Origin of the sequence: Streptomyces sp. NRRL F-5123 (genome assembly GCF_000721495.1) — a bacterium.
Lineage (GTDB): Bacteria > Actinomycetota > Actinomycetes > Streptomycetales > Streptomycetaceae > Actinacidiphila.
Genome location: NZ_JOHY01000014.1, coordinates 59,999 through 82,176, shown reverse-complemented (window position 1 = coordinate 82,176; position 22,178 = coordinate 59,999). Strand labels below are relative to the sequence as shown.

Genomic DNA, 22,178 nt, shown 5'->3' with positions numbered 1-22,178 from the left:
GCGGCGTGGGGAGGGGACGGCCGCGGGGGGCGAGGATGGGCGGATGGAGATCGGTTACAAGCTCGCCGCCGAGGCCTTCGGCCCGCAGGAGCTCGTCCGGCAGGCGGTGCGTGCGGAGGCCGCGGGGTTCGACTTCGTGGAGATGAGCGACCACTTCCACCCGTGGCTCGACGTACAGGGGCACTCGCCTTTCGCGTGGACGGTGCTGGGGGCGATCGCGGTCAGGACCGAGCGGGTCGGGCTCGCGACGGGGGTGACGTGTCCGACGGTGCGCTACCACCCGGCGGTGATCGCGCAGGCGGCCGCCACGCTGGCGCTGCTGTGCGGCGACCGGTTCGTCCTCGGGGTGGGTGCGGGTGAGCGGCTCAACGAGCATGTCGTGGGGCCGGGCTTTCCGGAGTCGGCGCAGGAGCGGCACGAGCGGCTGCGGGAGGCGCTGGAGATCATCCGGCTGCTGTGGCAGGGCGGCTACCGGTCGTACCAGGGGGCTCACCTGCGGCTGGAGGACGCACGGATCTTCGACCTGCCGGACCGGCCGCCGCTGATCGCGGTGGCGGCAGGTGGCCCGGAGGCGGCCCGGCTGGCCGCCGAGCTCGGCGACGGGCTGTTCGCGACCGAGGACAGGCCCTCGCTCGTCGAGCACTACCGCGCCGGGGGCGGGTCGGGGCCGCGGTACGCCGAGGTGCCCGTCGCCTGGGCGGCCGACGAGCAGACCGCGGCGGAGGCAGCCCGGGAGTCGTCGCGGTGGGCGCTCACCGGGTGGAAGGTGATGAGCGAACTGCCCAACCCCGTCAACTTCGAGGCCGCCACCACGACGGTGCGCACCGACGACGTCCGCCAGGCGTTCACCTGCGGTTCCGACCCCGAGCGTTACGCCGGTGCCGTCCAGCGCCACCTCGACGCCGGGTTCGACCGGATCGTGCTGCAGAACGCCGGCCCCGACCCGGACGGCTTCCTCGACTTCTACGCCCGCGAACTCGACCAACCGCTGCGCCGCCTGCGCCCGGCCGGCGCCACCGGCTGACCGCGTGCGACTGGTGCTGACGTCGGACACGCACGTGCCCGCGCGGGCGCGGCAGCTTCCCGCCGCGTTGCTCGCCGCCGTCGACTCGGCCGATGTCGTCGTCCACGCCGGGGACTGGGTGGACGAGGCCACCCTCGACGTGCTGGCGGCGCGGTCGCGGCGGCTGGTGGCCGTGTACGGGAACAACGACGGGCCCGGGCTGCGGGCGCGGCTGCCCGAGGTGGCCCACGCCGAGGTGGGCGGTGTGCGGTTCGCCGTGGTGCACGAGACGGGGGCCGCCCGGGGGCGCGAGCAGCGCTGCGCCCGCCGCTTCCCGGGCGCGGACGTGCTGGTCTTCGGTCACAGCCACATCCCCTGGGACTCCCGCGCGCCCGGCGGCCTGCGGCTGCTCAACCCCGGTTCGCCGACCGACCGGCGGCGGCAGCCGCACCGTACGTACATGACCGCGGTCGCGGCGGACGGCGTGCTGGTGGAGGTGACGCTCCACCGGCTGTGAGCGGGGCCCGGTCGTGGGAATCCGGGCGGGAGGTGTCCTTGCGCAGCGGAAGTCCGCGCGCAGGGTCTCAGCGCCGGCCCGCGAAGGGCCCGTGCAGGGCCGCCCACTGCAGGAGCAGGACCGTCTTGCCGTCCACGACGCGCCCGTCGCCGGTCATGGCGAGGGCCTCGGCGAAGGGGAGTTCGAGGACCTCGATGTCCTCGCCCTCCTCCGCGACCCCGCCGCCGATGCCGGTGCGGTCCGCCGGTGTGTAGGGGGCGGCGAAGAAGTGCAGGCGTTCGGTGACGGAGCCCGGACTCATGTAGGCGTCGAGCACACGGGTGAGCGGGCCGAGGCGTACCCCCAGCTCCTCGGCGCTCTCGCGGCGTATCGCGGTCTCCGGGTCGTCCGCGTCGAGCAGCCCGGCGGCCGCCTCGACGAGCATGCCGTCGGGGTGGTCGTTGACGTAGGCCGGGTAGCGGAACTGCCGGGTGAGCAGGACGCAGCCGCGCCCCGCGTCGTAAGGCAGGACGACGGCCCCGTTGCCGCGGTCGTAGGTCTCGCGCTGCTGGGTCTCCCACCGCCCGTCGCGGCGCCGGTAGTCGAAGGTGGTGCGGCGCAGGACGTGCCAGCCGCGGGAGGTGACCTCGACGTCGCGGATCCGGACGCCGGGGTTGCGGTCGAGGTCGCGTCCGGTGAGGTGGAGGCCGGTGCGTCCGCGGTGGTCGGGCAGGTCGGCACCCGGGCCGCGCGTCACGCGGTCTCCAGCGCGGTGCGACGGGGGATGTCCCCGGCGGCGCCGGGGCCGGGGCGGTACGGGCACGCGGTCGGGACGGGCTCGGGCTTGTCGTACATGCCCGCTACGCTACATGCAGAATCGTGCAAGAACGCGAAGGAACGTGAATGCTGGCCGCTGAACGACGCGCACACCTGCTCGAACTGCTCTCCCGTACGGGAAAGGTCGTGGCCAAGGACGTCGCCGCCGACTTCGGCATCTCCGAGGACAGTGTCCGGCGCGACCTGCGGGACCTGGCCGCCGAGGGACTGTGCCAGCGCGTCTACGGCGGCGCGCTGCCCGTGTCCCCCGCGACGGCGGCCTACGCGGCCCGGCAGGCGGTGGCCCCGGACGGCAAGCGGCGGGTCGCCGCGGCGGCGGCCGGACTGGTGCGGCCGGGCGGCTCGGTCATCCTCGACGGCGGCACCACCGCACTCGCCGTGGCGCGGGCGCTCCCCGAGGGGCTCGACTGCACCGTGATCACCCACAGCCCGACGGTCGCAGCGGCCCTGATCGAACACCCGCGGGCGGAGATCTTCCTGCTCGGGGGCCGGGTCCTCAAGCACTCGGCGGTCACCTGCGGCGCCGCCGCGGTCGAGGCGGCGCAGCAGGTCTCCGCCGAACTCTGCTTGCTCGGCGTCACAGGCGTTCACCCCGAGGCGGGACTGACCACCGGGGACGCCGACGAGGCGGCCATGAAGCGCGCCCTGTCCGCGCGGGCCGCGGAGACCTACGTCCTCGCCTCCCGCGAGAAGATCGGCACGGCCTCGCCCTACCGCGTCCTGCCCTGGGCGGAGATCAGCGGACTGGTCACCGACGCGGAGCCGCGCGACCCGGTCGTCGCGCGGCTCGCCTCGCTCGGTGTGGAGATCCTCGACGCCGGCTGAAGCCCCGCGGCCCCGGCCCGTCACCCGGCCCGTGCCGCGCAGGCCTCCGGTCCGCCCGGCACGGCGAGCACGTCCGGGTGCGCTGTCCCGGAGACGTTCGCCGGGGAGACGGGTAAGGTGCCGCGAACGGGGAGGGGGAGCACGGGGCGGGACGGCAGACCGGTGCCCGAGCAGTTCGCGGTGGCCGCCGCACCTGTGCGGGTCGGTGCCGCGCGACCGGCCCCGTACGTCTTCCGTGGGCTCCCCGGCGGCTGGTGACGGCCGACCAGATCATGGAGGCGCAGACGATGAACGCCGACGACGCGGGGCGCGCGTACCCGGTCCGCTTACCGGGGGAGGGCGAGGGGCACCAGGTGCCCGGCCCCGCCGAACGCGTGGCCGTCGACTTCGAGGGGCCCGGCGCGGGCGTCGAGGAGCTGACCTGGGGGCAGTGGTCGCTGTGGGAGGCGATGACGCGGCACGGCTCGTGGATGCCGCTGGGTGGTGCCAAGCGGCTGGAGGCGGGGGTGTCCGTCCAGGACGTCGCGGAGGAGCTCCGGTACCTGGTGAGCCGGAACCCGTCGATGCGCACGCGGCTGCGCTTCGGCCCCGAGTCGGCTCCCCGCCAGGAGCTCTTCGGGGCGGGCACGGTCTTCCTCGAGGTCCACGACGTCGCCGAGGACGCGGAGCCCGACGGGACCGCCGCGGCCGTCGAGGCGCACTACCGGCACACCCCCTTCGACTTCGCCGACGACTGGCCCGTCCGCATGGGCGTGGTCCGGCGGCACGGCGAACTCACGCACATGGTCGTCGTCATGTGCCATCTGGTGACCGACGCCGCCGGCGCCCGGGTGATGCTGCGCGAGGTGGAGGCCAGGACCACCGCCCCGCCCGAGGGCATGCAGCAGCTGGAACAGGCCCGCTGGCAGCGCTCCGAGGCCGGCCGCCGCCAGGGCGGCAGGGCGCTGCGTTACCACGAGAAGCTGCTGACCGCGCTCGCGCCGCAGAACGCGCCCGGCGCGAGCGACCCGCGCAGCCCGCGGTACTGGACCGCGGAGTTCCGGTCCCGTGCGCTGCGGCCCGCCGCCGGCGCTCTCGCGCGGCGCACCGGCGCCACGGCCTCCACCGTGCTGACGGCCCTCCACGCGATATCGCTCGCACGTGTCACCGGGGCACACCCGGTCGTGATGCGGCCCCTGGTCGGCAACCGCTTCCGCCCCGGCCTGGCAGAGGTGGTGTGCATGCTCACGCAGCCCGGCCTCTGCGTGCTCGACGTGGCGGACACCACCGTGGACGACGCCGTGGGCCGCGTCCGGCGCTCCGTGCTGAGCGCGTACAAGTACGGCTACTACGACCCGCGGCAGCTCGCGGACCTGGTCGACCGGGTCGCCCGGGAACGGGGACCCGGCTTCAGCGTCTCGTGCATGTTCAACGACCGGCGCGACGAGTCCGCCGCGGCACCCGCGGCTGGACCCCTCACCCGGGAGCAGTTGCGCGCCGCGCGCGAGCGCAGCGGATTCCGCTGGGCGGACCGGACCGACAAGCCGTCCGAGCGCATGTTCCTGACCGTCGAGGACGAACCGGACGGCATCCTGCTCCGCTTCGCTGCCGACACCCACCACTTCCCCCCGGCGCTCTTCGAGGCGCTGCTGCGGGGAATCGAGAACCTCGCGGTCCGCGCCGCCCTCGACCCCGCGGCGACCACGGGGGTGACGTCCACCGGGAAGGGACGCTGACGCCGCGTCACTGCGGCCAGTCGATGGCCCGGATCGTCCGGACGACGTCCTTGCCGCGGAAGGACGGGTCGAGTTGGGCCAGGACATCGTCGTTCGTCGTGCCGAAGGTGGTGTCGGGGCGGCCGGCCGTGCCGGGTGGGTCCCGCGCCCGGCCGGGCGCCGTACGCGTCAGCCGGGCGGCCACCGTCCGGCGGCTCACCGTCCGGCGGCTCACCCCCCGGGGGCGGGAGCGGGAGGCGGCGCAGGGCGAAGCGGGCGCCGGCCTGGAAGCGGGTGGCAGCCGTCCGCGCTGACGGTGGAGGTGCCCGGGGTGACGGTGCAGGTGTCCGGGGTGTCGGTGCAGCGGTAGCCCTGCCGCATCGGCGTCTTCGGGTCGGTCTCGCAGCAGCCGGTGCCGACCGCGAGGGAGCCTTGCGCTCGCCGGGATCCGGACGCCGAAGTACCTGACGCCGGCGGGCGCGTAGCCCGAACCGTCGCGGTGCAACCAGCCGCACCACGGGCGTGGAGGCGCCGGCGGTGGCGGCCCTCGGCGGGCTGGGCGAGCGGGCCCTGTCCTGACGGCGGCTCAGCGCGGGTTGCCGGCGCGGAGCCAGTCCAGGTAGTCGGCCATCGCGCCCGCCGTGTCGTACGCAGGCGCGTAACCGGTGTCCTCGCGCAGCCGGGTGACGTCCAGCCGGACGTCGGGGCCTGCCGCCGGATCGCGCCCCGGCGGCAGGCCGAGCGGCGCTTCGGGGGCGAGCCGGGCCAGCGTGTCCAGGACCTCGGCGTAGGTGGTGATCCGGCCCGAACCGACGTTGTACGTGCGGTGGCCGAGCCGCGGCGCCCGCTGGAGCAGGGCGAGCGCGCGGCCGCAGTCCCTGGCGTAGATCAGGTCGGCGCCCTGCCCGGCGCGGGGCGGGGCGTGCAGCGCGGAGAGGTCGGGCGTACCGCCCCGGGCGGCGGCGTGCACGAGCTGCGGCAGGGCGAAGAAGGGCGACGCCGCCCGCCCGAGCGGCCCCCAGACACCGGCGATCCGCGCGCTGACGACATCGACGCCGGCGGCTTCGCCGAGGTGGCCGGCGAGCAGCTCGGCGATCTTCTTGAAGGTCGGTATGACGTGCCCGGCCCCCATCGCCAGCGGCTGGTCCTCACGGAGCGGCCCGGCGGTGCCGGTGGTGGCGCCGGTGGCTTCCGCGTAGACGCCGATCGTGCTCGCGAGGACCACCCGGGAGACCTGCCACCCGGCTGCCGCCTGGAGGACGTTGAGCAGGCCGGTGAGCGCGTCGCGGGCCGCCGCGACGGGAGCGGGGGCACCGGGGGGCCAGGGGGCGGAGGGGGCGAGGTGGATGACGCCGGTGACGCGGTGGCGGGCGCCGATCCGGCCGAGCGCCTCGGCGTCGGCGAGGTCGGCCTGCTCGACGTTGACGCGGGCGGCGCCGCGGCCGCCCGTGAGAAGGGCCGGAAGCGGGCCGGGCGGGCGGCGCTGGACCAGCACGCAGGATTCGCCGAGGTCGAGCAGGGCGCGGGCGGTGTGCGAGCCGACGAAGCCGAGCCCGCCCGTGACGAGGATCATCCGTGGCGCTCCGTTCCGGAGGGGTGGGTGGGAGGTGGTGGGGCGGGGGGCGCGCGTCACGCGCGCCGACAGCGCGCAGCATCAACTGACGATCAGAGCAGATGATCGTCAGCGCCACTGACGATCACGCTAGCTGTAAGGTTCGGGGATGTCCACCACAGCGGCCGAGCTGCACGGCAGGCTCGGCCACCTCCTGAAGCACGCTCAGGCCCGGCTCGCCGCCCTCAACGCGGAGGCGCTCGCCCCCTTCGGCATCAGCGGCCGCGAGCTGGCCGTGCTCCTGGTGCTCGCCGGCCAGGAGGCCCCCTCCTCCCAGCAGCGGGCGGCCGCCCGCCTCGGCGTCGACCGCACGACGATGGTCACCTTCCTCGACACCCTGGAGGGCAAGGGCCTGCTGGCCCGCCGCCCCGACCCGGCCGACCGGCGCCGCAACGTCGTCGTCCTGACCGAGCAGGGCACCGACACCCTGCGCCGCGCCACCGCCGCGAGCGACGAGGCCGAGCGCCGCTTCCTGGCCCCCCTCACCGCCGCGGACGCGACCGGCTTCCGCACCGCGCTCAAGGACGTCGCCCTCTACGACGGCCCCGCCTGACCGGCCCGCGGCGCCCCTCCCCGCGTCCCCGGCGGCCCGCCGGGGACGCGGGCACCGGCTCACCCCGCGCGTTCCGCCCCGGCGTCCTCCCACAGCTCGGCGGTGCGGGCCCGGACCAGGGCGGCGACACGGGCCACCGCGTCCCCGGCCGGAAGCGCGGCGGGCCGGCGGCCGTCGCGCAGCCGCAGCGCCAGGGTGCCGTCGGCGGCTTCCCGCGGGCCGAGGACGGCCTGCCACGGGACGAGGCGCCCGGCCCGCACCCGGGCGGCGAGGGTGCCCTGCGCCGGATGGGCGACCTCGGCGCGCAGCCCCTGCGCGAGGCAGCGGTCCAGCAGCCGCTCGGCGTACGGCACTTCGTCGCCGGTCAGCGGCAGCAGCACCAGCTGGACGGGGGCGAGCCAGCCGGGGAAGGCGCCGCCGTGGCGCTCGACGAGATGGGCGACGGCGCGTTCGACACTGCCGATCACGCTGCGGTGGACCATGACGGGGCGGTGCTTCCGGCCGTCCGGGCCCACGTACTCCAGGCCGAAGCGCTCCGGCTGGTGGAAGTCGATCTGGACGGTGGACAGGGTGCTCTCCCGCCCGGCGGGGTCGGCGACCTGGACGTCGATCTTCGGCCCGTAGAACGCGGCCTCGCCCCGCGCCGCCTCGTACTCCAGCCCGGCGGCGTCGAGCGCGTCGGTGAGCAGCGCCTCGGCCCGCCGCCACATACCGGCGTCGCCGACGTACTTGCCGCCGGGGCCGGCGAGCGAGAGCCGGTGGCGCACGGGCTCGATGCCCAGCACCCGGTAGGCGCGGGCGATCATCCGCAGGGCGTCGCGGGCCTCGGCGGCGGCCTGGCCGAGGGTGCAGAAGATGTGCGCGTCGTTGAGCTGGATGGCCCGCACGCGGGTCAGGCCGCCGAGGACGCCGGAGAGCTCCGAGCGGTACATGCCGCCCAGTTCGGCGATGCGCAGCGGGAGTTCGCGGTGGCTGCGGGCTCGGTGGCGGTAGATCAGCGCGTGGTGCGGGCACAGGCTGGGGCGCAGCACGAACTGCTCGCCGCCGAGGTCCATGGGCGGGAACATGTCGTCGCTGTAGTGCGACCAGTGCCCGGACACCTCGTACAGCTCGCGCTTGCCGAGCACGGGCGAGTAGACGTGCCGGTAGCCCGCGCGGCGCTCCTCCTCGCGGACGTAGGTCTCCAGCTCGTGCCGGACGGCGGCGCCGGCCGGCAGCCAGTACGGCAGTCCGGCGCCGACGAGCGGATCGGTGTCGAACAGGGCGAGTTCGCGGCCGAGCTTGCGGTGGTCGTGCATCGCGGGTCTCCTCGCGGACGGCGAGGCGGGTGACGGCGCGGCGAAGCCCCGGGGCACCCGCCCCGGGGCTTCGCTTTTCGGACAACGGTCAGCGCGCCGGGACGTACTCCGGCGTCGTCGTGCGACCGTGGCTTCTCATACGGCGGACGCTAGCGCGTACGCACCGGCGGCCGCATCCGGTTTTTCCCCGCCGCTCCCCCGCCCCGGGATCAGTCCTCCTCGGGGCTGTAGTAGCTCAGGGTCGCGTTGAACTGCACGATCCAGGCCTCCAGCTCGGCGGGCCTGCGGGTGGTGACCGCGCACGAGAAGACGGTGCCGTCGCGCAGCGACACCCCCACCAGGAGGGTGTGGCCGCGCCCGGCGGCGCGCTCGCACCACGCGAAGTCGACGGCGTGCCAGGGCACTTCGGCGACCTGTCCGTCGGTGCCCAGCGACACGCCCGCGTGGTCGAGGACGACGGCGTTCTTGCGGTCCATGGCCAGGAATTCCGGCATCCCCTGCCCCGCGGCCGCGCCCGGCGGCGGTATCGGCGCCCCGGGGCCGTACGGCGACGGCGGCAGCGCGCCACCGCCCGGCCCCGCACCCGGTGCGTACGGCGGCCCGGCGGCGTACGGCGGCGCCGGCGCGGCGGACACGGATCCGGCCCCGTACGCCGACGGCGGGTACGCGGGCGGCGGCGGAACGGGCACCGGGACCTGCGGCGCAAGGCCCGGCGCCCCCTGCGGCGGTACGTCCCCCGCTCCCGGCGGCCCGGGCGTGTCGCGCTCCCCCGTCCCCGGCGGCACCGGCGTGTCGCGCTCCCGCGGCGGAGCGAGCGCGTACGACGTCGGTGCGGCGGACGCCGCGGGCGGGCCGTCCAGCGGACTGAGCCGGTCCAGCAGCTCCTCCGTGGTGGGCCGCCACTCCGGCGCCTTCGCCAGGCACGCGGCGACCAGCGCGCGCAGCGCGTCCGGCACCGCGGACAGGTCGGGATCGCCGTGCACGGAGCGGTAGATCTGCGCGACCGGGGTGCCGCCGCCGAAGGCGCTGCCGCCCGCGGCAGCGACGAGCACCGCGCCGAAGGCGAAGACGTCGGCGGCCGGGCCGACGTCGTGGCCCTCGGCCTGCTCGGGCGCGAGGAAGCCGGGCGTGCCGAAGGCCGTGCCGGTCGTGGTGAGGCGCGCGTCGTCCATCGCGCGGGCGATGCCGAAGTCCAGCACGCGGGGTCCGTCGCCGGCCATGACGATGTTCCCGGGCTTCAGGTCCCGGTGCACCAGCCCGCAGCGGTGGATCGCCTGCAGCGCCTCGGCGAGCGCGGCGCCCAGCTCGCGCAGCCGGGGCTCGTCCATCGGCCCTTCGGCGGCGAGGAGTTGACTCAGCGTCGGCCCGGGGACGTAGGCGGTGGCGAGCCAGGGCTCGGCGGCCTCCGGGTCGGCGTCGACGACCGGCGCGGTGTGGAAGCCGCCGACGCTGCGGGCGGCGGCCACCTCGGCGCGGAAGCGGGCCCGGAAGGCGGGGTCGCCGGCCAGTTCGGGCCGGACGAGTTTCACCGCCACCAGCCGCCCGCCGCGGGACTTCGCCAGCCACACCGTGCCCATGCCGCCTTCGCCGAGCTTGCGCACGACCCCGTATGTGCCGATCCGTTCCACGCACCCCTCCCGCGTCGGCCCCAGACTACGGGTCGGCGGGCGGGCGTACGGCGTTCGCACAGTGGTGCGCCCGCGCCCGGGGCGGGATCATGCGGTTCTGCCGTGCCGCGTCCTGCGCTGCGTGCCCGGCCGGAATCGGCACGCGGCGCGTGCCGGGCCCGAACCGCGGCTGCTTTCCGGGTAGTCCCGGGCAGTCACCGCCTCAGCCGAGGTGGAACGCCGACCAGAGAGGACCCAGTGTGAGTCAGCAAGGTCAACGAGTGGGCGTCGTGTCCGAAGCGCGCGACGGGGAGACACGGGTGGCGGCCACCGCGCTGACGGTCGCGCAACTGCGGGGCCTCGGCTACGAGGTGGTGGTGGAGTCCGGCGCGGGGCTCGCCGCCAGCATCGGCGACGAGGCGTACCGGGAGGCCGGGGCCTCGATCGGGAGCCGTACGGAAGTGTGGGGCGCCGACGTCGTCCTGGCGGTCGACGCGCCGGTGGAGGAGGAGATCGCCCTGCTGCGGGAGGGCGCGGTGCTCGTCTCGCTGCTCGCCCCCGGGCAGCGTCCGGAGCTGCTGGAGGCGCTGGCACGGGCCTCGGTGACGGCGCTCGCGATGGACGCGGTGCCGCGCATCTCGCGCGCCCAGTCGATGGACGTGCTCAGCTCCATGGCCAACATCGCGGGTTACCGCGCGGTGGTCGAGGCCGCTCACGCCTTCGGGCGATTCTTCACCGGCCAGGTCACCGCAGCCGGCAAGGTGCCGCCCGCGAAGGTGCTGGTGGCCGGAGCGGGCGTGGCGGGCCTCGCGGCGATCGGCGCGGCGGGCAGCCTGGGCGCGGTGGTGCGGGCCACCGACCCGCGCCCGGAGGTCGCCGACCAGGTCAGGTCGCTGGGCGGCGAGTACCTCGCGGTGGAGTCGGCGGACGTCGAGGTCAGCGCGACCGGTTATGCCAAGGAGATGTCGGACGACTACAACTCCCGTGCCGCCGCGCTCTACGCGAAGACCCTGCCGGACACCGACATCCTCATCACCACCGCCCTCGTCCCGGGCCGCCCGGCGCCGCGGCTGGTCACCGCGGAGATGGTGGCGGCCATGCGGCCCGGCAGCGTGATCGTGGACATGGCCGCGGCCCAGGGCGGCAACGTCGCCGGGTCGGTCGCGGGCGAGACGGTCGTCACCGACAACCAGGTCACCGTCATCGGGTTCACCGACCTGGCCGCGCGGCTGCCCGCGCAGGCCTCGCAGCTGTACGGCACCAACCTGGTCAACCTGCTGAAGCTGCTGACGCCCGGCAAGGACGGGCAGCTGGTGCTGGACTTCGACGACGTCGTGCAGCGCTCGGTCACCGTGACGCGCGAGGGCACGACGACCTGGCCGCCACCGCCCGTGCAGGTCTCAGCCGCACCGCAGCCCGCGGCCGCGCCGCCCCCCGCACCACCCGCCGCGCCGGTGCGCAGCCGCGCCGCGACGACCGCGCGCCGGTACGCCGTGGTGGGCCTGGGGGCGGCGCTGCTGTTCCTCGCCACGGCCTTCGCCCCGCAGCAGCTGATCGGCAACCTCACGGTCTTCGTGCTGGCCATCGTGATCGGCTACTACGTCATCGGGCACGTGCACCACGCGCTGCACACCCCGCTGATGTCGGTGACGAACGCGATCTCCGGGATCATCGTGGTCGGCGCGATGCTGCAGATCGGGCACGCGCACACCGCGGTCACCGTGCTCGCCTTCGCGGCGGTCCTCCTGGCGTCGATCAACATCTTCGGCGGCTTCGCGGTGACGCGGCGCATGCTGTCGATGTTCGCGAAGGACTGATGCGCCGTGACCGCATCGACCGCCGCGCAGGCTGCCTACGTCGTCGCCGCGCTGCTCTTCATCCTCTCCCTCGCCGGGCTGTCCCGGCACGAGACGTCCCGCTCCGGCGTGGTCTACGGCATCGCCGGCATGGCCATCGCGCTGGCCGCGACCATCGGGCTGGCCTCGCGCAGCATCGCGGCCACCGGCATGGGGCTGCTCGTCGCGGCCATGGTCGTCGGCGCGGGCATCGGCCTGTGGCGGGCGCGCCGGGTCGAGATGACCGGCATGCCGGAACTCATCGCGATACTGCACAGCTTCGTCGGCCTCGCCGCCGTGCTGGTCGGCTGGAACGGCTACCTGGACGTCGAGGCCAAGGGCGCCGGGCAGCACGAGATCGCGTCCGACCTGCTGCGCATCCACCACGCCGAGGTCTTCGTCGGCGTCTTCATCGGCGCGGTGACCTTCACCGGCTCGATCATCGCCTTCCTCAAGCTGTCGGCGCGCATCAGGTCCAGCCCGCTGATGCTGCCCGGCCGCAACCTGCTCAACCTGGGCGCGCTCGCGGCCTTCGCGGGACTCACGGTGGCCTTCGTGGTCTCGCCGAACGTGGGCCTGCTGGTCGCCGTGACCGCGGTGGCGCTGGCGCTCGGCCTGCACCTGGTGGCGTCGATCGGCGGCGGCGACATGCCGGTCGTCGTGTCGATGCTGAACAGCTACTCGGGCTGGGCGGCCGCCGCGTCCGGATTCCTGCTCGACAACAACCTGCTGATCGTGACGGGCGCGCTGGTCGGCTCGTCCGGTGCGTACCTGTCGTACATCATGTGCACGGCGATGAACCGCTCGTTCCTCTCGGTCATCGCGGGCGGTTTCGGCGTCGAGACGGGCCCGGCCGACACCACCGACTACGGCGAGCACCGCGAGATCGACGCATCCGGCACGGCGAAGCTGCTCAAGGACGCCCGGTCGGTCGTCATCACCCCCGGCTACGGCATGGCGGTGGCACAGGCGCAGTACCCGGTGGCCGATCTGACGCGCAGGCTGCGGGACATGGGCGTCGAGGTGCGGTTCGGCATCCACCCGGTCGCCGGCCGGCTGCCGGGGCACATGAACGTGCTGCTGGCCGAGGCGAAGGTGCCGTACGACATCGTGCTGGAGATGGACGAGATCAACGACGACCTGGCCGCGACCACGGTGGTCCTGGTCATCGGCGCGAACGACACCGTCAACCCCGCGGCGGTCGACGACCCCGGCAGCCCGATCGCCGGCATGCCCGTGCTGCGGGTGTGGGAGGCGGAGAACGTCGTCGTCTTCAAGCGGTCGATGAACCCCGGCTACGCGGGGGTGCAGAACCCGCTGTTCTTCCGGGACAACAGCCAGATGCTGTTCGGCGACGCGAAGGAGCGGGTCGAGGACATCCTGCGGGCGCTGTGAGCCTGCCGCGGCGGGGGCGGGGGGCGGCGGACCGGTGCGGCCCGCCGCCCCGCGTGCTACTGCAGCGGGCCGAGGTCGCCGTGCAGGACCTCGTCGGTGATCTGCGGGCGGCCCGACAGCGCGAGCAGCTCGTTGGAGAGCGCGACCGTCTCCCCCAGCTCGCAGCCGTACGCGACGATCGCGGCCGCAGCCAGGCCGCACGGCACCGCGCCGGCGTCCAGCAGCACCCGCCACTCCTCCGGCCCCAGCTCCAGGAACTCCAGGCCCTTCAGCCCGGATATCTCCAGCGGGTCCGCGAGCGTGCCCGGATACGCCGTCAGCGTCCGCAGCTTCGGCAGCCCGACGGCGGGGGCGAGGCTCAGCGGCGGGCCCTCCAGCACGCCGATGCTCAGCACTTCCAGGTCGGGGTGGGCGGCGGCCGCGACATCGGGCAGGTCCACGCGGTTGACACGGGCGACGGCCGGCGTCCGGTCCGCGCGCACCCGCGCGGCGGTGTGCGCGCTGGGGCGCCGGTGCACGACGAAGTCGGTGAGCGAGTCCGCGACGAGGTCCGCGCCGGTACTCTCCTCGTGGCCGATGAAGACGATCTGCCCGGTGCGGCCGCGGGGCCCGGGGGTGAGGTCGACGGCGTAGACGTCGCCGCCGCCGTTGCCGCCGAAGGCGATCCAGCCGGGCGAGCCCACGAGGCCCTGCACGGCCGCGTCCGGCGCGGTCACGACCGCCTGGGTCGCCGCGTGCTGCCACTGCCAGTGCCGCGACGCGGCGTCGGCGACGTACAGCTCCTCCGGCGGCAGCAGTTCGACGCCGACCGCCTCGTAGACCCGCTCGGCGGCGTCGTGGTCGGGGAAGTCCGTCCACCGGCCGCGCACCACCCGGTAGACCGCGCGCAGTTCGGCGGGCAGCGTGACGCCGAGCCGCCGCTCCGCCCCGACGATCTCCTCCTCGGTGGCGGGCACGGCGTCCGGCAGCCGCTCCCGCAGCGTGCGCTCGACCAGTTCCGCGTCCGCGGAGGCGGCTGGCCGCGCGTCGGGCGCCGGTTCCGGCAGCCGCCGCCACGGCTCGGGGACCGCCCCCTCGACGAACAGCAGCGCGCCCGGCGCAGCGGTGCCCGTCCCCGCCGTGGCGGCCGGGCTCGGCGCGAAGACCCGTATCGACGCGGGTCCGGCGAGCGTCAGTTCCGCGGTGAGGGCGACGTGCTGCCACCCCTCCTCGCGCAGCGCCTGCTGAATGCGCTCCACGGCGGAGAACGCGTCCGCCATGTCCTCTACCTGGGCGGCGCGTCCCGGCGTCGGCCTGGCCATGCGCACCGGCAGGCTCCAGCCCCTGGGGCCGATCTGGCCGCTCACCACCCCTGCGGAGCCGCCCCACTGCTCGTGGCAGTCGGTCCGCAGGACCCGCAGCAGCGGCTCCCAGGTGGCGAATTCGTGCAGTGAGGGCATCCCCGGCCTCCGCGATGTGCAGGAACGGCAGGCGGCCCGCCACCGTTCACCTGGTCCGGCCGGACGTGGCGACCGGCTGTCCGCCATTGTCACAGCCGCCACTGACACTCCCCCGCCGGTCCCGGCCCGGCCTGGTGCTGTGACCGGGAGGGTTTGCCGGTCACGTCACTAGGCTGGCCCGCATGACGGACCACCCTGAATCCCGGCTCCTGCGGGAGCGGCTGCTGTCGGCCGGATTCGACGTCGAGGAGGTGCGCGCCGCGCCGGGCGGGGCCGTCGCGCAGGCCGGTGTCGCCACGCTCGCCGGGGGCGGACAGGTCTTCGCGAAGACGGTGACCGAGGCGATACCCGACCTCTTCCGGATCGAGGCGGCGGGCCTGCGCGTGTTGCGCGAGGCGGGCCTGCGCACGCCCGACGTGCTGCTGGCGTCGTCCGAGCTGCTGGTGCTCGCCCTCTTCCCGGCCTTCCCGGACACCGGCGAGGCGTGGGAGGAACTGGGCCGGGCGGTCGCGCGGCTGCACGCCTCGACGGTCCACGACCGGTTCGGCTGGCACCGCGACGGCCGGCTGGGGCGGCTGCCGCAGATCAACACCTGGACGGCCGACGGCCACGCGTTCTTCGCCGAGCACCGCGTCCTGCACTGGCTGGCGTTCGTCGACGGCCGGCTGGACGCGGACGACCGGCGGGCCCTGGAGCGGCTCTGCGAGCGGCTGCCCGAGCTGGTCCCCGAGCAGCCGGCCTGCCTCAACCACGGTGACCTGTGGTCGGGCAACGTCCTGGGCGCGCCGGACGTCGGCGTCGCGGTCGTCGACCCCGCCGTGTCGTACACCTGGGCCGAGTCCGAGCTGAGCATGCTGTGGTGCTCGCCGCGGCCGCCCGCCTCGGAGCGCTTCTTCTCGGCTTACGCCGAGGTGGCGCCGCTCGCGAGCGGGTGGCGGGAGCGCATGCCCGTACTGCACCTGCGCGAGGTCCTGAGCGCACTGGCGCACGGCGTCGACGACTGGGACGCCGTCGGCTACGTGCGCGACGTCGTCGCGCCCTTCCGCGCCCGACGCCCGGCCGGCACCGGGTCGCCGTCCGCCGGGGGGCGGACGGCGACCCGGCCCTGAGGGCCGCGCGGCGTCAGGCGGACGCCTCGGTCAGCGCCTCGACCTCCGCGGCGGTCAGCCGCAGCTCCGGGAAGGCGACCAGCGGGGGCAGCTGGCCGGGGACGCGGGCGCTGGCAATGGGCGCGACGACGCCGGGCTGGGCGGCGAGCCAGGCGAGCGCCACGGAGGCCACGTGCGCGCCGTGCGCGGCGGCGGTGCGCTCCAGCGCGGCCAGCACACGGTTGCCGCGCTCGCTGCCGACGTAGCCCTCGACACGCTGCGACCGGGCGCTGTCCACGGTCTCCCCGGCGCGGTGCTTGCCGGTCAGGAAGCCCGCGGCCAGCGCGAAGTACGGCACGACCGCGAGGCCGTGGCGAACGGCGACGTCCTGGAGCGGGCCCTCGTAGGTGTCGCGGGACATCAGGTTGTAGTGCGGCTGGAGGGCCACGTAAGCCGCCTTGCCCTCGCGCGCGGAGAACTCCAGCGACTCCGTCAGCCGCTCGGCGCTGATGTTGGACGCGGCGACGGCCCGGACCTTGCCCTCGCGCACCAGGTCGTCCAGAGCGGTGACGATGTCCCCGACCGGCACCTCGGGGTCGTCGAAGTGCGTGTAGTACAGGTCGATGCGGTCGGTGCCGAGGCGGCGCAGCGAGGCCTCCGCTGCGGCCTTGATGTTGTCCGGGCGCAGCCCGAGGAATTCGGGGTGCCGGCTCACCTTGGTCGCGACGACGACGCTGTCGCGGTTGCCGCGGGCCGCCAGCCACTCCCCGATGATGCGTTCCGACTCGCCGCCCTCGTTGCCCGGTACCCAGGCGGAGTAGGCGTCGGCGGTGTCGACGAAGTTGCCGCCCGCCTCGGTGTAGGCGTCGAGGACGGCGAAGGAGGTGGCCTTGTCCGAGGACCAGCCGAAGACGTTCCCGCCGAGGCTGAGCGGGAAGACCTCGATGTCCGACGACCCGAGTTTGCGCAGTGCAGTCATGACCGTGTGCAGCAACGTGGCGGGTACAGGTTATTCCGCCTGCCCGTCCCCGGTGCGGTGGCGGGGACGAGCAGACGGCGGGCCGGGTCAGCGGGTGGTCGCGGCGCGCGCCGGGGTGAGGCGGACGAGGGCGTTGACGACGTGGTCGACGGCGTCGCGCGAGGGGTCGTCGGTGAGGTTGGTCAGCAGCCGGGCCATGCCGTCGACCAGGGCGGGCCGGTCGATGATGCGGGCGAGCAGCGGCTCGAAGCCGGAGCGGCTGAGCACGTACGTCGCCGCCGCGTTGCCGAGCCGGTAGTAGCGGCCCCAGCGGCGGTCGAGCACCGCGGGGTAGCTCTGCAGGACGCGCTCGCGGCCGGGGCCCGCCGGGCGGGTCAGCGCGAGGGCGGCGACCTCGGCCGCGGCCTCGCCGGACTCCATGGCCTGGCAGATGCCCTCGCCGTTCCACGGGCTGATCGTGCCCGCGCTGTCTCCGACGAGCATCAGCCCGCGGCCGTACTGCGGGCGGCGGTTCAGGCCCATCGGCAGGGCGGCGCTGCGCAGCGGGCCGTCGGCGCCCGCCTCGTCCAGGCCCCACTCCGGCGGGGTCCGCTCCAGCCACGCGGCGAGCGCGGCGCGCAGGTCGGGGGTGCGCCGCCCGCGGCGGCCCAGCACGCCCACCCCGACGTTCACCCGCCCGTCGCCCAGCGGGAAGATCCAGCCGTAGCCGGGCAGCCAGGCGTCGCTCTGCGGCAGCCGCAGATCCGCCCACAGCTCCAGGTACTCCTCGCCGGAGCGGGTGGGGCTGCGGAAGTAGCGGCGTACGGCGGTGGCCATCGGCCGGGCCTTGTCGCGGTGCGCGCCCAGCGCGACGGCGAGCCGCGCGGAGGCGCCGTCGGCCGCGACGACCAGCGGCGCGCGGTGCTCGACCGGTTCGCCGTCGGGACCGGCCGCGGCGCGGACGCCGACGACCCGGCCGGTGCGGTCGGTGAGCGGCGCGGTGACCTTCACCCCGGTGTGCAGCCGGGCGCCGGCCGCCTGGGCGTGGCGGGCCAGGATCTCGTCGAAGTCGTGCCGGGTGCGGGTCAGTCCGAAGTCCGGGAAGCGCGCGAGGTTCGGCCAGTCGATCAGCACCTGGCGCTCGCCGCAGACCCAGCGCATGCCGCGCGAGCGGTGCCAGCCCTCGCCGGTGACGTCGACGCCCATGCGCACGAGCTGGTGGACGCCGCGCGGGGTCAGCCCGTCCCCGCACACCTTCTCGCGCGGGAAGTCGTCCTTCTCCAGCATCAGGACGTCCACCCCGGCCCGCGCGAGGTGGAAGGCCGCGCTGGAGCCGGCCGGGCCCGCGCCGACCACGATGACCTGGGCGTCCTGCGCGGTGCGGGTGTCCTGGGCGGACGGTTCGGTCCGGGCGGGGCGGTGCGGCCCACTCGTGTCACCGGGGTGCCGCACGTCGTCGTCACGGTGCTCGTCGTTCACGTCGCTCACGTCGCTCGCGTCGGTGGCGCTGATATCTCTGATATCGCCGTTCTCGCTGGTATCGCCGCTCTCGTCCTTCACATCACGTATGGCTACCCGCCGACCGGCCGCTCGATGCGGACGGCCCCGCCCGCGGGGCCGAACGGCGTATCCCGCGAGGCACCGGCGGCCGTACCCCCGTACGGGTGACGGCGGGTGCGTGGCGGTGTGTCAACTCGCCCGTGCGGGGCGCCCGGTGACCACGATGACACCATGATCATCAACGGTTTCTCCCCCGCCCGCCGGGCCCGGCGGCTGGCGGCTGCCGGCCTCGGCGCGCTCGCGGTGGTGTGCACGCTGGCCGCACCCGCGCCCGCGGCCCCGCCGCCGGCTGCGCGGCCGGTCACGGCGTCAGGTACGGCCTCCCGTACCGCCTCGGCGGCTGCCCGGCCGGTGACACCCGCCGAGGCGCTCACCGACGCGTACCTGCGCTCCGTCCGCGGCAACCCGGCGCGGCTGCGCGACTTCTTCGTGGCGATGCCCAAGGGCGGCGACCTGCACAACCACCTCTCCGGCGCGGTCTCGACCGAATACCTGGTCAACCGGGCCGCCGAGGACGGGCTGTGCATCGACACCCGGACCGTGACCGCGGTCGAGCCGCCCTGCGGGCCAGGCACCCGGCCCGCGGCGGACGCGCGCACCGACGCCGCCTTCCACGGCACGATCGTGCGCGCCTGGTCCATGCAGGACTTCCCGCCGGACGGCGACGGGCACGACCACTTCTTCACCGCCTTCGACAAGTTCGGCGAGGTGACCTGGCGGCACCGAGGCGACATGCTCGCCGAGGTCGCGGACACGGCGGTGGCGCAGAACCAGTTCTACCTGGAAACGATGGTCACCCCCGCCTCCGGGGAGGCCAAGCGGCTGGCCGCGCAGGTGGGCTGGGACCCCGACCTCGCCGCACTGCACGCGAAGCTGACCGCGGACGGCAAGCTCGACGCGGTCGTGGCTGCGGCCCGCAAGGAGGCCGACGACGCCGACACCGAGTTCCGTACCGCAGAGCGCTGCGGCACGGCCGCCGCCCGGCCCGGCTGCGGGCTCACCGTGCGGTGGATCTCCCAGGTCTCCCGCGGAACCGCGCCCGAACGCGTCTTCACGCAGATGGAAGCCGGCATGCGGCTGGCCGAGGCCGATCCGCGGTTCGTCGCCGTCAACCTGGTGATGCCGGAGGACGGCGAGATCGCGCTGCGCGACTACAGCCTCCAGATGCGCATGCTCCAGTACCTGCGCGGGATCTACCCGAAAGCCCATGTGACCCTGCACGCCGGTGAGTTGTGGCCCGGTCTGGTCAAGCCGGCCGATCTGGCCTTCCACATCGGGGAGGCCGTACAGGTGGCCGGCGCCGAGCGCATCGGGCACGGCGTCGACCTGGTCCACGAGGACGGCTGGCAGGCCACCGCCCGCACGATGGCGGCCCGCCAGGTCGCCGTCGAGGTGCCCTTCAGCAGCAACGCTCAGATCCTCGGGGTCAAGGGCACCGAGCACCCCTTCGAGACCTACCGGGCGTACGGCGTGCCCGTCGTCCTCGCGACCGACGACCCGGGCATCTCCCGCATCGACATCAGCCACGAGTACGAGTACGCCGCCGCGACCTACGCGCTGGCGTACCCGGCACTGAAGGACCTGGCCCGCGCGTCCCTGCAGTACGCCTTCCTGCCCGGCGCCTCCCTCTGGCAGGGCAACCCCACCGCCCTGGGCTACCTCCCGCAGCCGGCCTGCCGCGGCGGGCTCCCCGGCACCGGCCGCCCGGTCTCCGCGGCCTGCCGCCGCCTGCTCGCCGCCAGTCCCCGGGCCGCTCTCGAATGGCGCCAGGAGGCGGCGTTCGCGGCCTTCGAACAGGCCGTCGCAGCGCGCTGACGCCCGCCCCGCCCCGCGCCGCCCGCCCCCAGTTACGGAAGAGGGGCGGGCGGCGCGGGGGCCGTGTCACCCGCCGCCCAGCACCGCCCGGATGACGTGGCGGGCGTTGCGGGCCATCGCGGGGTTGGACTCCCGGTAGTACGGCAGGGCGACGAGCGCCTGCGAGAGGGTGCGGCCGCGGCCGCGGGACCAGGTCGCGTCGTCGGTGCCGAGCGCGGCCCGGAAGGCGGCGCGGGCGTCCGGCGGCAGCAGGTTCCAGGCCGGGAGGAGGTCGCAGGCCGGGTCGCCGACGCCGGTGCAGCCGAAGTCGATGACCGCGGCCAGACGGCCGCCCCGGACGAGCAGGTTGCCCGGCATCAGGTCGGCGTGCAGCCACACCGGCGGGCCGTCCCAGGCCGGCGCCCGCAGCGCCTCCTCCCACACGGCCAGGGCCGCGTCGCAGTCGACGCCCTCCTGCGGGATGCCCCGCAGCTCCTCGATCGCCTCGCGCGTCCCGGCGTCGAGCCCGGTGAGCGGTCCGCCGCGGTGGGCGCGCGGCGCGTCCGGCAGGGTGACGGCGCGCATCGCGCTGACGAAGCCCGCCAGATCGGCGGCCAGCCCCGCGGGGTCGGCGAGCGCCCCCGCCTCGGGCGGCGCGCCGGGCAGCCACCGCAGCACGGACCAGGCCCACGGATACCCCTCACCCGGCTCCCCCGCGCCCACCACCTCGGGTACGGGCACCGGCAGGAGGCCCGCGAGCCGCGGCAGCCACCGGCCCTCCCGCTCGACGTCCGCCGCCCCGCCGGCCACCAGCGGCAGCCGTACGAGCAGGTCCTCACCGAGCCGGAACACGGCGTTCACCGTCCCGCCGGACGCCAGCCGCCGCACCGGCAGCCCCGCCCACCGCGGGAACCGGCCCGCGACCAGCTTCGCCACCAGGTCCTCGTCGACGGGGAATTCATCGGGGTGCATCGGCTCTCCGCAAGTCGTCGGGCGGCCCTTCCGGCATCCGCGGAGGGTAACCGCGGGAGTGCCGTGCCGCCCACCGGATATCGGGTCCGGTGCGCGGGCACGCGGTGACCGGAGGAGAATGGCGGGCATGTCCTCACGCTGGTCGGTCGGTTCCCGCAATTCGCTGCTGTCCATCGGCTCGACCGAGTCGGTGCTGTCCATCGGGTCGGCGGGCTCGGCCCTGTCGATCGGGTCCGTGGGATCCTTCGCGTCCTTCGGGTCGCTCGGCTCGGCGATGTCCGCGCTGTCGATCGGGTCCTTCCAGTCGTTCGGTTCGTGGCTCTCGGGCCAGTCGAACCACTCGGCGCTGAGCTGGCAGTCGCACGGGGCGGTGCGCGCCCGCCGCGCGTACGGCGACGCGGGCGCCGCCCGGCTGCCGCGCGCCGCGGTCACGCTGACGGCGACCGCGGTCGTGGGGCTCGCGTGGTGGCAGGTGCGCCGGCTGGGCAGGTGAGCCGCCCACGCCGGGCCCGACGGCGGAAGGCCCGCCGCGCGCCGGGCCGGTGACGGGCACGCGGTACGGCCCACGCACACGGCACACGGCACACGGCACACGGCACACGGCACACGGCACACGGCAGGATGGGGCTACCCGCCGGATGCGGGGCCTTCGAGGTCGCGCCGCCAGATCCGGTCGTCGTCGGTGCGGTCGCCGAGGGTGAACGTGCAGCGGCCGGCCTCCGCGAAGCCGTACCGCCGGTAGAAGCGCTTGGCCCGCTCGTTGTGGTCGAAGACCGTCAAGTAGATCTCGGGGGCCCCGTCGGCGGCGGCCGTGGCCAGAGCCCAGGCCATGAGGCGGGCGGCGACGCCGCGGCCGTGCCACTCGGCGAGGACGTAGATCTGCTGCAGTTCGACCGCGCCGGGGGCCGGGGCGAGGGCGGGGGCCCGAAGCGGTGTCAGCTTGGCGTAGCCGACGGGGGCGGCGGCCCGGAAGGCGACCAGCCAGCGGACCGCCGGATCGCCGAGGTCGCGCGCCATGGTGCCGCCGGGCCCGTAGGCGCCGTCGAGGAACGCACCGAAAGGGCCGGGGTCGTACAGGTGCCCGAAGGTCTCCGCGAACGCGCGGCGGGCCATGGCCCGCAGGGCGCGGTCGTCGCCGGCCTCCGGAATCTTGTAGCTGACCAGGCCGTTTCCGTCATGACGCATGGACGCCCCCCCGGCGCGCGCAGACGC

20 protein-coding genes are annotated in these 22,178 nt (G+C 75.3%); 10 read left to right on the top strand and 10 right to left on the bottom strand.

Annotated elements, in window-relative coordinates; all coding sequences use genetic code 11:
* Positions 1-43 precede the first annotated feature (43 nt).
* On the top strand, positions 44-1,024 hold the full coding sequence (locus IH54_RS0116000; protein WP_031517266.1) for a TIGR03557 family F420-dependent LLM class oxidoreductase: 981 nt from the start codon (positions 44-46) through the stop codon (positions 1,022-1,024).
* A 4-nt stretch (positions 1,025-1,028) separates the two neighbouring features.
* A complete protein-coding gene (locus IH54_RS0115995; RefSeq protein ID WP_031517264.1) occupies positions 1,029-1,520 on the top strand; it encodes a metallophosphoesterase family protein in 492 nt (163 codons plus the stop codon).
* A gap of 67 nt (positions 1,521-1,587) precedes the next feature.
* Here IH54_RS0115995 and IH54_RS0115990 read toward each other — a convergent pair whose 3' ends face one another.
* A complete protein-coding gene (locus IH54_RS0115990; protein ID WP_031517263.1) occupies positions 1,588-2,256 on the bottom strand; it encodes an NUDIX domain-containing protein in 669 nt (222 codons plus the stop codon).
* A 146-nt stretch (positions 2,257-2,402) separates the two neighbouring features.
* Between IH54_RS0115990 and IH54_RS0115980 the strand changes: the two genes are divergently transcribed.
* Together IH54_RS0115980 and IH54_RS0115975 are read left to right on the top strand one after the other, a co-directional pair.
* Entirely contained in the window at positions 2,403-3,161 is a 759-nt protein-coding gene (locus tag IH54_RS0115980) for a DeoR/GlpR family DNA-binding transcription regulator (RefSeq protein ID WP_031517262.1), read from the top strand.
* Positions 3,162-3,415: 254 nt separating this feature from the next.
* On the top strand, positions 3,416-4,876 hold the full coding sequence (locus IH54_RS0115975) for a condensation domain-containing protein (protein ID WP_031517260.1): 1,461 nt from the start codon (positions 3,416-3,418) through the stop codon (positions 4,874-4,876).
* 7 nt (positions 4,877-4,883) lie between these two features.
* Here the strand turns inward: IH54_RS0115975 and IH54_RS0115970 are convergent, their stop codons facing one another.
* Both IH54_RS0115970 and IH54_RS0115965 read right to left on the bottom strand, forming a co-directional pair.
* Entirely contained in the window at positions 4,884-5,075 is a 192-nt protein-coding gene (locus tag IH54_RS0115970) for a hypothetical protein (protein WP_031517258.1), read from the bottom strand.
* A 366-nt stretch (positions 5,076-5,441) separates the two neighbouring features.
* Positions 5,442-6,428 (bottom strand): NAD-dependent epimerase/dehydratase family protein, encoded by a 987-nt coding sequence (locus IH54_RS0115965; RefSeq protein WP_031517256.1) that lies wholly within the window; start codon positions 6,426-6,428, stop codon positions 5,442-5,444.
* A gap of 148 nt (positions 6,429-6,576) precedes the next feature.
* On the opposite strand from IH54_RS0115965, the gene IH54_RS0115960 reads away from it, so the two are divergent.
* Positions 6,577-7,020, top strand: a complete 444-nt coding sequence (locus tag IH54_RS0115960; RefSeq protein ID WP_031517254.1) for a MarR family winged helix-turn-helix transcriptional regulator — start codon at positions 6,577-6,579, stop codon at positions 7,018-7,020.
* 59 nt (positions 7,021-7,079) lie between these two features.
* Here IH54_RS0115960 and thrS read toward each other — a convergent pair whose 3' ends face one another.
* Positions 7,080-8,318 carry a threonine--tRNA ligase gene (gene thrS / locus IH54_RS0115955; RefSeq protein ID WP_031517252.1) on the bottom strand — a complete coding sequence of 413 codons (1,239 nt, stop codon included), beginning with the start codon at positions 8,316-8,318 and terminating at the stop codon, positions 7,080-7,082.
* Between the two features lie 209 nt (positions 8,319-8,527).
* Positions 8,528-9,895, bottom strand: a complete 1,368-nt coding sequence (locus IH54_RS0115950) for a serine/threonine-protein kinase (RefSeq protein WP_234343554.1) — start codon at positions 9,893-9,895, stop codon at positions 8,528-8,530.
* Positions 9,896-10,215: 320 nt separating this feature from the next.
* Between IH54_RS0115950 and IH54_RS0115945 the strand changes: the two genes are divergently transcribed.
* A complete protein-coding gene (locus IH54_RS0115945; protein WP_324607799.1) occupies positions 10,216-11,742 on the top strand; it encodes a Re/Si-specific NAD(P)(+) transhydrogenase subunit alpha in 1,527 nt (508 codons plus the stop codon).
* A 6-nt stretch (positions 11,743-11,748) separates the two neighbouring features.
* Positions 11,749-13,155, top strand: a complete 1,407-nt coding sequence (gene pntB / locus IH54_RS0115940) for a Re/Si-specific NAD(P)(+) transhydrogenase subunit beta (protein WP_031517246.1) — start codon at positions 11,749-11,751, stop codon at positions 13,153-13,155.
* 56 nt (positions 13,156-13,211) lie between these two features.
* On the opposite strand, the gene IH54_RS0115935 is transcribed toward pntB, so the two are convergent.
* Positions 13,212-14,594 carry an SMI1/KNR4 family protein gene (locus tag IH54_RS0115935; protein WP_031517244.1) on the bottom strand — a complete coding sequence of 461 codons (1,383 nt, stop codon included), beginning with the start codon at positions 14,592-14,594 and terminating at the stop codon, positions 13,212-13,214.
* 182 nt (positions 14,595-14,776) lie between these two features.
* Here IH54_RS0115935 and IH54_RS0115930 point away from each other — a divergent pair, with 182 nt between their 5' ends.
* Positions 14,777-15,703, top strand: coding sequence for a fructosamine kinase family protein (locus tag IH54_RS0115930; protein WP_052397497.1), 927 nt, complete (start codon positions 14,777-14,779; stop codon positions 15,701-15,703).
* A 13-nt stretch (positions 15,704-15,716) separates the two neighbouring features.
* Here IH54_RS0115930 and IH54_RS0115925 read toward each other — a convergent pair whose 3' ends face one another.
* The gene (locus IH54_RS0115925) at positions 15,717-16,661 is read right to left on the bottom strand and encodes an aldo/keto reductase (protein ID WP_031517241.1); all 945 of its coding nucleotides are present in this window, start codon (positions 16,659-16,661) and stop codon (positions 15,717-15,719) included.
* 87 nt (positions 16,662-16,748) lie between these two features.
* Complete coding sequence (locus IH54_RS0115920) at positions 16,749-17,999, bottom strand: geranylgeranyl reductase family protein (protein ID WP_420711763.1); 1,251 nt, start codon at positions 17,997-17,999, stop codon at positions 16,749-16,751.
* A gap of 372 nt (positions 18,000-18,371) precedes the next feature.
* Here IH54_RS0115920 and IH54_RS0115915 point away from each other — a divergent pair, with 372 nt between their 5' ends.
* Positions 18,372-20,015, top strand: coding sequence for an adenosine deaminase family protein (locus IH54_RS0115915; RefSeq protein WP_031517237.1), 1,644 nt, complete (start codon positions 18,372-18,374; stop codon positions 20,013-20,015).
* Positions 20,016-20,081: 66 nt separating this feature from the next.
* Here IH54_RS0115915 and IH54_RS0115910 read toward each other — a convergent pair whose 3' ends face one another.
* Positions 20,082-20,966, bottom strand: coding sequence for an aminoglycoside phosphotransferase family protein (locus tag IH54_RS0115910; RefSeq protein WP_031517235.1), 885 nt, complete (start codon positions 20,964-20,966; stop codon positions 20,082-20,084).
* A 127-nt stretch (positions 20,967-21,093) separates the two neighbouring features.
* Here IH54_RS0115910 and IH54_RS0115905 point away from each other — a divergent pair, with 127 nt between their 5' ends.
* Positions 21,094-21,459, top strand: a complete 366-nt coding sequence (locus IH54_RS0115905; RefSeq protein WP_063762315.1) for a hypothetical protein — start codon at positions 21,094-21,096, stop codon at positions 21,457-21,459.
* A 134-nt stretch (positions 21,460-21,593) separates the two neighbouring features.
* Here the strand turns inward: IH54_RS0115905 and IH54_RS0115900 are convergent, their stop codons facing one another.
* Positions 21,594-22,151 (bottom strand): GNAT family N-acetyltransferase, encoded by a 558-nt coding sequence (locus IH54_RS0115900; RefSeq protein ID WP_031517230.1) that lies wholly within the window; start codon positions 22,149-22,151, stop codon positions 21,594-21,596.
* Positions 22,152-22,178 lie beyond the last annotated feature (27 nt).